Raw genomic sequence first — 14,062 nt, forward strand, 5'->3', positions numbered from 1 at the left:
CTCAGTCAGGTTCACTTATACATTCCGCTTGAGAATAATTTTGTTTTTCAAAATACATTGTCTCGCTCAGACCTTCTGTATTGCCAGCTTTTACCATCCTTAACAGAGAGAAACCATAGATGGTGAATTTAGTTTCAGCTAGCTGGGAGAGCCTTCCAACTCAAACAGTTGAGCAACATCGGATTATTGCTGCTATCGACTTAGGGACAAATTCACTACACATGGTAGTTGTGCGAATTGAACCTAGACTACCATCTTTTAGCATTATCGCCAGAGAAAAAGAAACAGTCAGACTTGGCGATCGCGATATTGAAACAGGGAATTTGAAACCAGAAGTCATGGAACGGGCGATCGCCACCTTGGGACGCTTCCAAGAGATCGCCAAAACTCTCAACGCCGAAACAGTCATTGCTGTAGCAACCAGCGCCGTACGAGAAGCCCCCAATGGCAAAGATTTTTTGCAAAGGGTAGACGACGAGTTGGGTTTAAGCGTTGACCTAATTTCTGGTCAAGAAGAAGCGCGGCGGATCTATCTAGGCGTGCTGTCAGGGATGGAACTCAACAACCAGCCCCACATCATCATAGATATCGGTGGCGGTTCTACAGAAATCATTTTGGGCGACTCTCACGAAGCGCGAACCCTCACCAGTACAAAAGTCGGTGCAGTCAGACTCACCAGCGAGTTAATCACCACTGATCCTATCAGCAGCCCTGAGTTTAAGTATTTGCAAGCATATGCACGCGGAATGTTAGAACGTTCCGTGGAAGAAGTACAGGCGAACCTCAAGTTAGGGGAAATTCCCCGTTTGGTAGGAACTTCCGGCACAATTGAAACTCTGGTGATGATCCATGCACGAGAGAAACTAGGTTCGGTTCCTTCAACGCTCAATGGTTATGAACTGAGTTTAAAAGACTTGCAGGAGTGGGTCAATCGCTTGCGGAAAATAAGTAACTTAGAACGGGCTGCAATTCCCGGTATGCCGGAGAAACGGTCTGAAGTTATACTTGCAGGCGCAGTCATCCTACAAGAAGCAATGAACCTTTTGGGAGTTGAGTCCGTCACCGTGTGCGAACGTTCCCTCAGGGAAGGTGTTATTGTAGACTGGATGCTTGCCCACGGCTTAATTGAAGACCGCCTGCGTTACCAAGGTACCGTGCGCCAGCGGAGTGTTCTGAATATCGCGAATAAATACCATGTCAATTTAGAACACAGCGATCGCGTAGCAGTCTTTGCCCTGAGTATATTTGACCAAACAAAAGGGACACTCCACAACTGGGGAGCAGAAGAACGGCAACTGCTTCAGGCTGCGGCGCTATTACACAATTGTGGTCATTATGTCAGCCATTCTTCTCACCACAAGCACTCTTACTATCTCATTCGCAATAGTGAATTACTAGGCTACAACGAAACTGAGGTAGAAATCATTGCTAATTTAGCCCGTTATCATCGCAAATCGCCCCCCAAGAAAAGGCACGAAAATTACCGCAGCTTGGTGAGTAAAAATCATCGACAAATTGTTAATCAGTTGAGTGCTATTTTAAGATTGGCGGTTGCTTTAGATAGGCGGCAAATTGGAGCAATTACACGAGTGCAATGTGAATATTTGCCTGAACAACAGGAATTTCATTTAAAAGTTTTTCCATCTCGCGCTGATGATGACTGTGCCTTAGAACTTTGGAGTTTGGATTACAACAAAGGAGTGTTTGAGGCGGAGTTTGGTGTGAAATTAGTGGCGAATTTAGAGCCAACTGTTGCAGTTAGTTAGTAGGGTGCGCGTTGTATTTGAATCAGAGTTAATTTATAAAGTAGGGTGCGCTCTTCGCAGTGAAACGCACCTTATAAATTACTGCTAGAATCTTCTTCTGTGCGTTTGGTAGCGCTTGTGCGGTTATTTAATTCATGAGAAAAACATCCATCTGTGTGTTTGTTGTCCCCCAGTATTCTTCCGCAGAACGCAAAATGTCAACTGCTATTTGCCATTGAGTAGGGTCAGCCTGAGCGAAGATATCAGGACGGTCATACAATAAGACATATCTCTCAGCAGGACACCATGTTAAATCAGTGATACATTCATCAAACGCATCCCAGTTAGCGCCAAAGTATGCCGGGAATTTCATTGCTTGGGCGGCTTTGCTTAAAAAGGTTTCTTTACTCGAAATTTCTCTACCATCCAGGTAGAAAACCTGAATGCCCTGTTGAGATAGTTCTTCAATAATTTTATCTATTATCTGTTTCCGGTTAGCCATAATTTCTGGCTTGCGGGCAGGTGTTCGCTGAAAATATACATATTCATTCATTGAGCCACTCCTTTTGCTTAAAGCTACTAGATGACTTCTTGAAAGCTATTGTAGTGATCAGCAGTCTCCATTTTGCCCAGTAATAAGACGGCGACTACCTCTGTCAGTTGCTCCTGGAGTCTCCACAGTATACTCTCGGTAATACCCTAGAGGTTGTAGCGGTAGTAATCCTTCAAGGTTTCTGAACACAGTGCCATCTTTTGCGTGAGGGAATGGTCCGCCTTGTAAAATCAGATTGATAGTGGTTTGGACTTCAGGAGGTAATTGACTAATGGTAACCTGTGGTATTCCCGTCATTTAAATATTTTATCTCCTCGACCACTCACGAGGAAGCGATCGCTTCTCCAACTTTCAATCATTCGGGTATCCATCGTTATCCGACCATTGTCAATAACCTGCTAGGCGATCGCCTAGCATCACCGCTTCCTATTTTTCTGTTTTGTTCAGCCACTCATCCTTTGAAATCCCAAAAATCAAGGTATCCCACGAGCGCCCCTTAAACCTCTCATTGTCCGGCAATCTTTGCTCAAGCTGCATTCCAATTTTCTCCAGCACCCTAACCGAACCAGTGTTTTCAGCAATGCACCAAGAGTAAACGCCGTGCAGCTTTAACTCCTCAAAGCCAAATTTAAGAATAGTGGCTGCTGCTTCTGTTGCATATCCTTTGCCCCAGTAGTCTGGTGCAATCTCATAACCAAGGGAAGCTTCATGCGATTCTGGCTCTTGTTTGCGGATACCGCAGTTTCCGATTAATTTTCCTTCATATTTTAATTCCACTGCCAACTGAAATTTTATTCGTGGCACTTGCTGTTGCTGCTTCAAAAACATTTCTACAAATGCCCGCACATCAGCTTCACTGCGGGTTTCCCATTCAGAAAATTTCAGGTATCGGGTGTCAGCTTGATAGGCTAGAACTGCTTGCCAATCTTCAGGCATGAATTCCCTTAAGATGAGTCGCTTGGTGGAAAGAAACATCATATCTACATAGGGGCAAAAATTGCGGCAAAGTAATTGTTAGTTTTTAGCTGCAAACTCCAGAAATTTAAGTTTTTTAGCCTGCTTGCGCAGGCTTTGTTTGTATAGCTTTAGGCTAAGGGCTGTGAGCTTATCTGAACCGTATTGTCATATAAGTTCTATTTACGAACAGCAAGGGCGTGGAAGTCACCAATGTTAACTCCATTCACAACGTTATCGAATCTATACAGATAGGCAGGTTTAGCATCCTTACCGTCGTTTTCAATTTGCACAATGCCTACTCCAGGGGTAGCACCCACACTGTTGAAAAATGCTGGATCGTTTCCTGATATGGGATTTGGTCCACGCTGTGAGATAAAAGCAAGTTCTTGAGAGGGTGATGTGTCTATTAAGTCTGGTGCAGGATCAGGACCTAAGGCTGTATCTGTCAGGTCAACAAGATTAACTGCGCGAACTTTGTTTGAACCGTCAATGTTTGGATCAAAGGGGTTGGGCTTGAAGTCATGTATTGTAATCGTGTTTGATGCACGGTTAAGTTGCCATAAGTATTTGTCACGAACGACTACCACACCATGAACATCATTACCGGATTGAGGAACTTTGATGAAATCTGGACGCTTCGAGGGATTTTCTAGCAGAGACTTGTTGTCATACACATAAACAAAGTCAGCTATTTGGGGATTAGCATTGCCTGCATTAGTGATAAAGTTGTCACCAACTTGAGCAGCAACCAATCCATTGAAGGTGACTTCATCTTTATTGTAAATGTGTGCTATTGTCAGTGTTTCTGCATTTGCGATCGCCACGCCACCATCAGCAAAAGTCACATAAACAAACTTACCTGCATCATCGACTACAGCTACCACTGGTCGGGCAGTCGGAGTTCCTAAGGCTGTCTTCGTCTCTGAAGTATTCAAGTCCAACGTTTTAACTTCACCAAAAATTTTACCTCCGGGTGCCTCATAATTTGTGGAAATCTTATGAATCCGTTGACCAGGAGTATCTGCAACAAATACAAAGTTGTTATCCTTTGACACGTAAACAGCGTGGGAGTTCGAGTTGGGTAATCCTGGTGGAAGAATCGAATCTACAACTTCACGTTTATTAGCGTCAATTGCATAGACCTGAGCCGTAGTTGCATGTCCTACAATTGCATATGTAGCGCTTTTGTTGAAAGCAATCCAGTGGGGTTTTTGACCTGCCGCAAGACCCTTACTCTTAGCGCTAGCAGCCAAGTTAACTTTCTCAACCTTTGCATTACCTCTTAAAAAGTCTCGGTCATCGCCTGACAGAACATAGAGATTTCCTCCCAAGGGAGTACCATCAAAGGAATCTGCCTGATCAATAGCCCAAACCTCATAATCTGATGAATTGTTTGTTTGTTTGGCTGAGGCTGATAGAGAAAAATTGTTGTGCAGTGGGAGGGGGACTTGGGTAAATATAACCCAAACAATCCCAACCAAAAATAGGAACGGAAGAAAAAATTTCTTCATCTTTAACTTTCCTGATTTAAGTACATCAATAAGTACATGAAGCAGTCTGTACAACGCCTCATAGCCGATTTGGTTGTGTTGGTAAAAGGGTTGTGTGCCAAGCGATCGCTTGAAAGAGTGTTAAGTTAAAAACCCTCTGTTTTGGAAGTGGTGATTAAGACTTGACTCAAACCAAACGATACTGACAGATTGTTAATCACAATCTGCATAGAAAATCTCCTTACCTAATTCCGAGAGAAGGCTCCCGCCATAATCTTTGATTTGGCGGCGTTCCGGAATCGAGGGTCAAAACCGCCACGTTCTTCGACCGATGCAAAGCGGGGGAGTAGAACAGTGGCGGTTTTGACAATCTCTGTGCTAGAATTACGTCAATGAGTTCAACGTAAAAATGCTGGTATTTGAGGCAAAATTGGAAGGAACAAACGAGCAGTATGGAAAGCTGGATGAAGCTATCCGTACTGCCCGATTTGTTCGGAACAGTTGCCTGAGATACTGGATGGACAACAAAGACATCGACAAATATGACTTGAGTGCATATTGTGCTGTCCTTGCAAAAGAATTCGAGTTTGCTGCTAACCTTAACTCTATGGCTCGTCAAGCTAGTGCAGAGCGAGCTTGGGCAGCAATATCTCGGTTCTACGACAACTGCAAGAAAAATAAGCAAGGATTGAAAGGATATCCACGCTTTAAGAAAGAACAAACACACGGTTCTGTTGAATACAAGACCAGTGGATGGAAATTTTCTAATGACAGACGCTATATTACCTTGAACGATGGTTTTGAGGCGGGAACCTTTAAGATGTGGGGAACCCGCGATTTGCATTTCTACCGCCAGTCGCCTACGGAGGGAGACCCTCCTGCAGCGCTGGCTCACCAGTTGAAACAGTTTAAACGAGTGCGGGTTGTCCGTCGAGCAGATGGGTACTATGTACAGTTTTGCGTTGATCAGGAACGTTTGGAGAAACGGGAACCAACACTTAAAACCGTTGGTATTGATGTTGGCTTGAACCACTTCTACACCGATTCTGACGGGCAGACTGTTGCAAACCCGCGTCACCTCCGCAAGTCCGAAAAGTCTTTGAAACGACTGCAACGTCGTTTGTCCAAGACTAAGAAGGGTTCCAAAAATAGAGCTAAGTTTAGAAACAAACTGGCTAGGGCGCATCTCAAGGTAAGTAGGCAGCGTAAAGACTTTGCCGTGAAGACTCTTGGTGCGTAGTCCAGTCTAACGACTTGGTAGCCTATGAGGACTTGAAGGTGCGAAACATGGTGAGGAATCGACACCTTGCTAAATCCATTTCTGATGCAGCGTGGACTCAATTCCGGGAATGGGTTGAGTACTTTGGAAAAGTGTTTGGTGTGGTCACGGTTGCCGTTCCACCTCACTACACGAGCCAGAATTCTTCCAATTGTGGGAAGGTCGTCAAGAAGTCTTTGAGTACCAGGACGCATACTTGTCATCATTGTGGGCATACCCAAGATAGGGATTGGAACGCTGCACGAAACATACTTGAGAGAGGACTCCGTACCGTGGGGCACACGGGAACGTCAACGTCTGTGGATGAGACTGACCAATACTCTCGTCTTGGAAACTCCTTCAAGCAAGTCAACTCGTAGAAACAGAAAGCCCAAGAAGTGATTCTTGGAATCCCCCGCTGTAACGGTACTCCGTTCAGCGGTGGGAGGATGTCAAGTGGTGAATCAAAGAACGTCGGTTAAGCTTGAAGACAACCAGCAATTAGGTGTCAAATATATTACCGACTTTACCTGAAACTACATAGACTTCGCTTTTAGTAATATCACGGCTTTTTTTGTATCCAAAATTACTTAAATTTAGAATACAAAAGTTCCTCCATTAAGAAATGGAGGTCGAAATATGTATCAAAAGCGCAACATTAAGTGCCAAAACGGAATTGGTTAACACCCTTTAAAAACAAAGATGCAAGCTCGGTCTTCTTGATAAAAACCCTTATATTGCCGTAAAACTTGCAATTACGACATACTGTAAAACTTACTATGAATACGGTTAAACAATCAAGTCATGGTAGTATAAAATCTTTGTAAAATTTACAGTTATCTTGTCATGTAAAATTGGAAACTCAAACCAATAAATTTTCACAGGTGAATGCGCCCTCCATGCCATGAGTACCCAACCGTTCCCTCTCACAACGGCAAGCACCACCCAACCTGTCAATTCAACCACCCTTTGGACAAGGCAGCCATCATAGCTGCTGGTGTACGCAGTTCATAACTAAGTATTGATTCCTTCACAAATCGACATAATTAGGTAAAATTAGTTAAAGCGATTTTCGCGTTTGTAAAACAAAGGCTTCTGCAATCCCATGCAACTGAAAGTCAGTGCATCTCGACTACCCTTGGCAACACTACTCTTGATAGCCCCTTTTTTCCTATGGGGTACAGCTATGGTGGCGATGAAAGGAGTGATACCCCACACCACACCATTGTTTATGGCGGGAGTGCGTTTGATACCCGCCGGGGTACTCATTTTGATAGCAGCAGCATTGATGGGTAAACCTCAGCCTAGGGGTTGGGTTGCATGGCTGTGGATTGCTTTATTTGCCTTGGTGGATGGAACTCTATTTCAAGGCTTTTTGGCAGAGGGATTACTCAGAACAGGTGCTGGGTTAGGATCTGTGATGATTGACTCTCAACCCTTGGCTGTGGCATTGCTGTCTTTGTGGTTATTCCAAGAACACATCGGTTTTTGGGGATGGCTGGGACTAGCATTTGGAGTCACAGGTATTAGTTTAATTGGCTTACCTCAGGAGTGGATTTTCCATTTTCTAGACTCAGGCACAATTGTAAAGACTTTGGATGCAACGTCTCTACTACAACAACTGTTTGACAGCGGCGAGTGGTTGATGCTGTTAGCGGCGTTGAGTATGGCTGTAGGAACAGTATTGATCCGGTTTGTTTGCCGCCATGCTGATCCTGTTATGGCTACGGGATGGCACATGATTATAGGCGGCTTGCCATTGTGGGGAATTTCGTCAGTTGCAGAATCACAGCAGTTGCAAAATATTGTGCCATCTGACTGGATAGCATTGGGTTACGCTACGGTGTTTGGGAGTGCGATCGCCTACGGATTGTTTTTCTATTTTGCCTCTAGCGGCAATCTCACCAGTCTCAGTTCCCTCACCTTCCTCACACCTGTATTTGCTTTGCTATTTGGCAATTTGTTACTTAAAGAAGTTCTTAATCCAGTGCAGTGGGTAGGAGTCAGCCTGACTTTAGTGAGTATCTATCTGATTAACCAGCGCGAAAAGCTGTCAGGGGAAACCAACAAGCTTGCTACCAGTGAGAAAACCATGACGCAGCAACAACAAGTTTTAGAAGCATCTGCAAAGAAAATGAACCAAGTCAGCCTACCTGTGAGAGAATCTGAACCAGAAATGTTGCCTTAAGTGACAAAGGGCAGCGAAACAAAATCTCTAAAAAACAGATAACTATCTAAAAAATAGATAACTGACTCAGGGATAACAACCGTCAGTAATGTGCTTGAATTTTAGTAGCGGTCAGGGTGTGTTGGATATGCTGAAGCCAAGAAAAAACATTTAATATTTATAAGAAAGTAGGCTGAAAACCCCGGAGGAACAGTTACACAGCAACGTATTCCACAGCGTAGAACCGGGGATGAAAGCCACAGCGTAGGCTAAAGCCTACCGTGATGTTTTCTTTTTAATTTGAGGCAGAGTTTTAATATAATCTCGTAATACTTCTGCCATCGATATTTGTCTATCTTCAGCATATTCTTGAAGCAAAATATATTCTTGGTCAGATAAATAAAACTGCATTTTTTTACCTCTAGCCATTTGAAGGTTACTCCTTTATCGGTTATTATTAGGAGTATATTATAAATGACAAGGAGGTGATAAAGCAGTGCTGGTATTAGAGTACAAAGTTAGGGGAAAGCAACAGCAGTATAGAGCTATTGATGAAGCTATTAGAACAACTCAATTCATTAGAAATAAAGCAATTCGATACTGGATGGATGCACCTAGAGAGGTCAATATTAACAGAATAATGCTAAATAATTACTCAACAGCACTGCGGAAAGAATTTAAGTTTGTAGAGGAATTGAACTCAATGGCAAGGCACGGCTGCAACTGAACGAGCATCGAGTGCTATTGATAGATTTTACGGAAACTGTAAATCCAAAAAACCTGGAAAAAAGGGATTACCCCGATTTCAAAAAGACAACCGTTCTGTTGAGTATAAGACCAGTGGATGGTCATTACATCTCACAAAAAGACGTATTACCTTTACCGATAAAAAAGGTATTGGTGAACTCAAATTACTGGGTAAATGGGACATTCATAGCTATCTTGTAAAGTCTATTAAGCGTGTTCGATTAGTCCGTAAAGCTGATGGATATTACTGCCAATTTGCAGTTGACATTGAGGTTAAATCTGAGCCTAGAACGTCTGACAGTGAGATTGGGTTAGACGTGGGGCTTGAGTTTTTCTACTCTGACTCAAACGGACATCATGAGGAGAATCCAAGGTTTTTAAGAAAAGCTGAAAAATCCATTAAACACGCTCAACGACAAATATATAAAAAGGAGAAAGGAAAAAACCAACGACGGAAGGCTAGGCAGAGATATGCCCGGAAGCATTTAAGAGTAAGTAGGCAACGTAGTGAACACGCAAAGAAGATAGCGCGTTGCGTATGCAAAGCTAACGCAATAGTCGCCTATGAAGACTTGAATGTCAAAGGCATGGTAAAAAATCACTGTCTTGCCAAGTCTATCAATGATGTGGCTTGGAATCTATTTCGTCGAACTTTAGAATATTTTGCTGTTAAATTCGGTACTACAGTTGTTGCCGTCAATCCTAGAATGACTTCTCAAAAATGCAGTGATTGTGGTGCAATTGTGAAAAAGTCTCTTTCAACTCGTACCCATAAGTGTAGTTGCGGATGCGAGTTACACAGAGACGTGAATGCAGCAATAAATATTCTGAATCTTGGAAAACAAGCTAGGGGTGGGCAATCCCGAAGTCACGCTACAGGAGTCGGAACCTCTACTCTTCTTGGTGAGACAGCGCTGCAGGAGGGTTTCCCTCCGTAGGCGACTGCGAACCCGAAGGGCGCAAGCCTGGTTGAGCAAGTGCTAACGTAGAATGTAGAATCCCCGTGGCTTCAGCCCGGGGAGTGTCAAATAGCTTATAGTTATTGTGGTATCAATGGCTTCCAACGCACGTTCTGGCTGAGACTTGCTCTATGAGGCTACGCTATTCCTCAATTGTTTTTATGACTTGCCTTGCTTGCTTAGGATTTGACCAACGTCAAGCAAGCACGCTGACACCTGAGCCAGTTTTCAGAAATTTAGAACTTGCTCAAGCACTGAACGAAGACACTATCCCGCAGTCTCTTCTTAGACTTGGCAGCACAGGTGCACAAGTGAAGTCATTGCAAACCCTACTTAAGAAGTTAGGATACTATGATGGTGAGATAGATGGGCAGTATGGCGCGGATACAAGGGTTGCCGTTACTAAATTTCAACAAGCAAAAGGTTTAACAGTAGACGGTATTTTTGGTAATGCAACCAAGCAGAGTCTTCAAACAGCAATCAACGCAAAACCATCGACTTCTTCGCTTGCTATTAATTCTACCGCTGAACCCACTCGTAAGGGAGAGGCAGATAGAGGTATAGTTTGGTGGTCACTTGTAGGTATTGGTGTTTTGGGAAGTATTGGCGCATTGCTATATGTGGTGAGAAGGCTTCCTCAGGGTAAAAAAGTTGCAAAATATCCAGAAAGTTATACTCAGGTGAACACCAGTCCAGTTCAGCCAACGATACAAAAGTTTGATACTACAAACGACGTGCCGTCTAATGGTGCTGGTGTCATTAATACACAAGAAACAACGGTATCACCTTCTACACAACTTTTACCTATGGAAACAACTTCTCGCCTTGCCAAAGTCAATATTATTGACCAATTGATTGAAGACTTACGCAGTCCAGACTCAACACAGCGACGCAAAGCAATTTGGGATTTAGGTCAAAAAGGAGACTCGCGGGCAATTCAGCCGTTGGTTGACTTAATGATGGATGCAGATTCTCAGCAACGCAGCTTGATTTTAGCAGCCTTATCGGAAATTAGCACCCGCGCACTCAAACCAATGAACCGTGCTTTGGCTGTCTCACTCCAAGATGAAAGCCCACAAGTGCGGCAAAATGCCATTCGTGACTTGACTCGCGTATATGACATGATGGCTCAAATGAGTCAAATGTTATCTCATGCTATGCAAGATCCAGATGCCGACGTACAGGCAACAGCAAAGTATGCTCTTTCACAAATGAATCGTATCCGTGCTTTGCCTGGTGATGCAAGTGAGGAAGAGGATACAGACGAGGAAGAGGAGGAAGAGGAGGAGAATTTTTAAGCCTCTGGTAATTCGCCAAAGCATTGGCGATCGCGCTCAACTCAGTCTGTTATGTATGAAATCATACTTTACTTGGGCAAAAATCAGCTAATACAGGTCACCCCTTCTCCTTCGGAGACGCTACGCGAACGGGGAAGTCAAAAGTCAAAAGTCAAAAGTCAAAAATGAAGACCCCACGAATGAATGTGAGGGCTGGAATAATGTTACTGGGCATTTTTTCCCCATGAATAAATTGATGGGCTTGTATCCTTTTCTTTTTCGGTCATTGTTGCATAAGTTAACCTCAGTTTCACTTATTAAATATAAAAGTTAAACATAAAAGTTCTCTTGCCAACTTTCTGGCAACTTTTTATTGTGTCTAGTATGTCAACGTGTAAGTACTAACCCTTTCTCCAAGTTTTTATGAGTCACAGCACGGCTGTCAAAACAATCCTGATTCTGACTGCAATTCCCCACGGGTTGCGCTTGGATAAAGAAATTCGCTCAATTGAAGAAGCTATCCGACGTGCTGTAAAGCGGGATTTATTCAAGATTACACTTAGGACTGCTGTCCGCCCTCAGGATATCCGCCGCGCTATTGCAGAAGAACAACCGCAAATCGTCCACTTTTGCGGGCATGGGCTGGAAGATGGCAGCTTGCTGTTAGAAGACGACGGGGGAGAAAACAAGCCCGTCCCAGCATCCGGACTAGCATCACTGTTTCAGTTGCACGCAGATTATGTGGAATGCGTACTGCTTAACGCCTGTCATTCTGCCAAACCAGCTACTGCAATCAGTGAATATATTAATTATGCGATTGGGATGAATCAGCCTATTGGGGATAAGGCTGCGATCGCCTTTGCAATTGGTTTTTACGATGGATTGGGCTACGCAACTCCAGATAATCAAGATGCATATCAAAGAGCCTTTGAGGAAGGTAAGGTTGCAATTCAACTAGAACATCTTTCTGAAGGGCAAATTCCAGTTATTAAAATAAAAACTAAAGATAAACCGTATAAACCAATCTATAAAAACCGTTTACCGAAAGGTGTTCCTTTTCAAGCACCACCTTTGCCAGCTTACTTTGTAGAGCGCCCAGAATACAGCCAAGACTTAAAAAATCGTCTGCTTACAGAATCATTAGATACTCGCGCTTTGGTAGTTACTGCTATTCACGGCTTAGGTTCTGTGGGAAAATCGACTCTAGCAGCTGCTTTGGCACATGATGAAGATGTGCAAGCTCACTTTTGTGATGGCATTCTTTGGGCAACTTTAGGTCAGCAACCGGATGTCCTCCCACTACTCAGCGGTTGGATGCAGGCTTTGGGTGACTATAACTTTAAACCAACCAGTATAGAAGCTGCTACCAATCATCTGCGGACTCTACTTTATGACAAAGCTGTTTTGTTGGTAGTAGATGATGCTTGGAATACCAAGGACGCACAAGCATTTAACGTTGGTGGTTCTCGTTGTCAGGTGCTGGTTACAACTCGTGAGGGTATGATCGCAGATGCATTGGGAGCCAGCACCTATAGCTTGAATGTCATGAAGCCAGAACAAGCAATGGAATTGCTGACTAAGAAGCTAGGGCGTAACCTACAAGATGCAGAACGTCAGCCAGCAGCAGATTTAGCTGAATCGCTTGGTTATCTACCTCTGGCGCTTGAACTGGCTGCGGCTCAGGTTATGAGCGGTCTATCCTGGGGAATTCTGTTAAAAGATATTCAGGGGGAAATTGCCCGGTTAAAAACATTTGACAGACCGGGAGGTGGGGGAAATAGTGATGAAGCTTCTTTAAAAAAGCTCAGTTTAACTGCATCATTCAACTTAAGCATACAGCGTCTGGAAGAATTTGAACGCGAGAATTTTATATGGCTGGGGGTGTTACCTGAAGATGCTTCCATGACTCACAAAATGGCGGGAACACTTTGGGATATGGATGATGAACGCGATGCTTCTGATATATTGGAATGTTTACGAAGTAAAGCGTTACTATTACCTGGTGTTTCTCTCGTTGACGGAACACGCACATATCGTTTACACGACTTATTGCATGACCTAGCACGTAATTTGTTAACTGCTCCTGAAAAACCAAAACGTCGTGGTGATTTGCCTGGATTGGGTTTGAAGTTGGTTGATGCTCATGGCAGGTTTTTGGAGCGGTATCGAGAAAAAACCGAAAATGGTCTATGGCATACCCTACCTAATGATGGTTATATACATCAGCGCCTGAGTTGGCATTTAGAAAAGGCGGGTAAAACAGAGGAAATTCACTTTTTGTTGCAAGAGGAAACAGAGACAGGAGGCAATGGGTGGTATGAGGCATGCGATCGCTTAGGGCAAAATGCCATTTTTGTGACTGATGTAGCACGTGCTTGGAAATTAGCACAAGAGATGTTTCAGGAAAAACCTTCGCAGTCAATAGGACTACAGTGTCGTTATGCTCTGATGACTGCATCCCTTAATAGTCTGACAGCTAATGTACCAGTAGAATTGCTGCAAGCATTGGTGAAAAAAAATGTATGGACTCCTGAACAAGCATTAGCTTATACCCTACAAGGCTCGAATCCAGAACAAAAAGCACTTAAGCTTACAGAGCTAGTCGATTGTTTACCACCAAACCTAAAAGAACTAGCACTCTCAAAAGCACTGGCTGCTGCAAAACTGATTCAGGATGAGGATTTTCGCGCCTTGGCACTAGCAGCCTTAGCCCACAAACTGCCATCCGTATTACCCGAAGCACTGGCTGCTGCAAAACTGATTCAGGATGAGAGATATCGCGCCTTGGCACTAGCTGTCTTAGCCGACAAACTGCCATCCGTATTACCCGAAGCACTGGCTGCCGCAAAACTGATTCAGGATGAGAGAGATCGCGCCACGGCACTAGCAGCCTTAGCCGACAAACTGCC

General features: G+C 43.8%; 9 protein-coding genes and 2 pseudogenes. 6 read left to right on the forward strand and 5 right to left on the reverse strand.

Annotated features, from left to right (window positions below; all coding sequences use genetic code 11):
• Positions 1–119: 119 nt before the first annotated feature.
• The gene (locus tag ACM0OZ_RS40725) at positions 120–1,766 is read left to right on the forward strand and encodes an HD domain-containing protein (RefSeq protein ID WP_414588571.1); all 1,647 of its coding nucleotides are present in this window, start codon (positions 120–122) and stop codon (positions 1,764–1,766) included.
• 127 nt (positions 1,767–1,893) lie between these two features.
• On the opposite strand, the gene ACM0OZ_RS40730 is transcribed toward ACM0OZ_RS40725, so the two are convergent.
• From ACM0OZ_RS40730 to ACM0OZ_RS40745, 4 genes are all read right to left on the reverse strand, one after another.
• Positions 1,894–2,298, reverse strand: a complete 405-nt coding sequence (locus ACM0OZ_RS40730) for a barstar family protein (RefSeq protein ID WP_414588572.1) — start codon at positions 2,296–2,298, stop codon at positions 1,894–1,896.
• A 57-nt stretch (positions 2,299–2,355) separates the two neighbouring features.
• Positions 2,356–2,595, reverse strand: a complete 240-nt coding sequence (locus ACM0OZ_RS40735; RefSeq protein ID WP_414588573.1) for a ribonuclease domain-containing protein — start codon at positions 2,593–2,595, stop codon at positions 2,356–2,358.
• 129 nt (positions 2,596–2,724) lie between these two features.
• Positions 2,725–3,276 carry a GNAT family N-acetyltransferase gene (locus ACM0OZ_RS40740; RefSeq protein ID WP_414588574.1) on the reverse strand — a complete coding sequence of 184 codons (552 nt, stop codon included), beginning with the start codon at positions 3,274–3,276 and terminating at the stop codon, positions 2,725–2,727.
• A 155-nt stretch (positions 3,277–3,431) separates the two neighbouring features.
• Positions 3,432–4,766, reverse strand: a complete 1,335-nt coding sequence (locus ACM0OZ_RS40745; RefSeq protein WP_414588575.1) for a YncE family protein — start codon at positions 4,764–4,766, stop codon at positions 3,432–3,434.
• Between the two features lie 388 nt (positions 4,767–5,154).
• On the opposite strand from ACM0OZ_RS40745, the pseudogene ACM0OZ_RS40750 reads away from it, so the two are divergent.
• Both ACM0OZ_RS40750 and ACM0OZ_RS40755 read left to right on the forward strand, forming a co-directional pair.
• Positions 5,155–6,405: pseudogene (locus ACM0OZ_RS40750) on the forward strand (RNA-guided endonuclease InsQ/TnpB family protein).
• Between the two features lie 703 nt (positions 6,406–7,108).
• Positions 7,109–8,191 (forward strand): DMT family transporter, encoded by a 1,083-nt coding sequence (locus tag ACM0OZ_RS40755; protein ID WP_414588576.1) that lies wholly within the window; start codon positions 7,109–7,111, stop codon positions 8,189–8,191.
• A 255-nt stretch (positions 8,192–8,446) separates the two neighbouring features.
• Here ACM0OZ_RS40755 and ACM0OZ_RS40760 read toward each other — a convergent pair whose 3' ends face one another.
• On the reverse strand, positions 8,447–8,599 hold the full coding sequence (locus ACM0OZ_RS40760) for a hypothetical protein (protein ID WP_414588577.1): 153 nt from the start codon (positions 8,597–8,599) through the stop codon (positions 8,447–8,449).
• A 67-nt stretch (positions 8,600–8,666) separates the two neighbouring features.
• On the opposite strand from ACM0OZ_RS40760, the pseudogene ACM0OZ_RS40765 reads away from it, so the two are divergent.
• From ACM0OZ_RS40765 to ACM0OZ_RS40775, 3 genes and pseudogenes are all read left to right on the forward strand, one after another.
• Positions 8,667–9,855: pseudogene (locus ACM0OZ_RS40765) on the forward strand (RNA-guided endonuclease InsQ/TnpB family protein).
• Positions 9,856–10,007: 152 nt separating this feature from the next.
• Positions 10,008–11,174: a peptidoglycan-binding protein gene (locus tag ACM0OZ_RS40770; protein WP_414588578.1), complete on the forward strand. Its 1,167-nt coding sequence runs from the start codon at positions 10,008–10,010 to the stop codon at positions 11,172–11,174.
• A 402-nt stretch (positions 11,175–11,576) separates the two neighbouring features.
• Positions 11,577–14,062, forward strand: a 2,486-nt coding sequence (locus tag ACM0OZ_RS40775; RefSeq protein WP_414588579.1) for an NB-ARC domain-containing protein, incomplete at its 3' end; no start/stop codon positions are given.

Origin of the sequence: Scytonema sp. PCC 10023, from assembly GCF_963920835.1 — a bacterium.
Classification (GTDB): domain Bacteria; phylum Cyanobacteriota; class Cyanobacteriia; order Cyanobacteriales; family Nostocaceae; genus Kalymmatonema.

Excerpts from the sequence above, each read along its gene's own strand:
- ACM0OZ_RS40725 (WP_414588571.1), top strand. The coding sequence starts at position 120 with ATGGTGAATTTAGTTTCAGCTAGCTGGGAGAGCCTTCCAACTCAAACA.
- ACM0OZ_RS40730 (WP_414588572.1), bottom strand. The coding sequence starts at position 2,298 with ATGAATGAATATGTATATTTTCAGCGAACACCTGCCCGCAAGCCAGAA.
- ACM0OZ_RS40735 (WP_414588573.1), bottom strand. The coding sequence starts at position 2,595 with ATGACGGGAATACCACAGGTTACCATTAGTCAATTACCTCCTGAAGTC.
- ACM0OZ_RS40740 (WP_414588574.1), bottom strand. The coding sequence starts at position 3,276 with ATGATGTTTCTTTCCACCAAGCGACTCATCTTAAGGGAATTCATGCCT.
- ACM0OZ_RS40745 (WP_414588575.1), bottom strand. The coding sequence starts at position 4,766 with ATGAAGAAATTTTTTCTTCCGTTCCTATTTTTGGTTGGGATTGTTTGG.
- ACM0OZ_RS40755 (WP_414588576.1), top strand. The coding sequence starts at position 7,109 with ATGCAACTGAAAGTCAGTGCATCTCGACTACCCTTGGCAACACTACTC.
- ACM0OZ_RS40760 (WP_414588577.1), bottom strand. The coding sequence starts at position 8,599 with ATGGCTAGAGGTAAAAAAATGCAGTTTTATTTATCTGACCAAGAATAT.
- ACM0OZ_RS40770 (WP_414588578.1), top strand. The coding sequence starts at position 10,008 with ATGAGGCTACGCTATTCCTCAATTGTTTTTATGACTTGCCTTGCTTGC.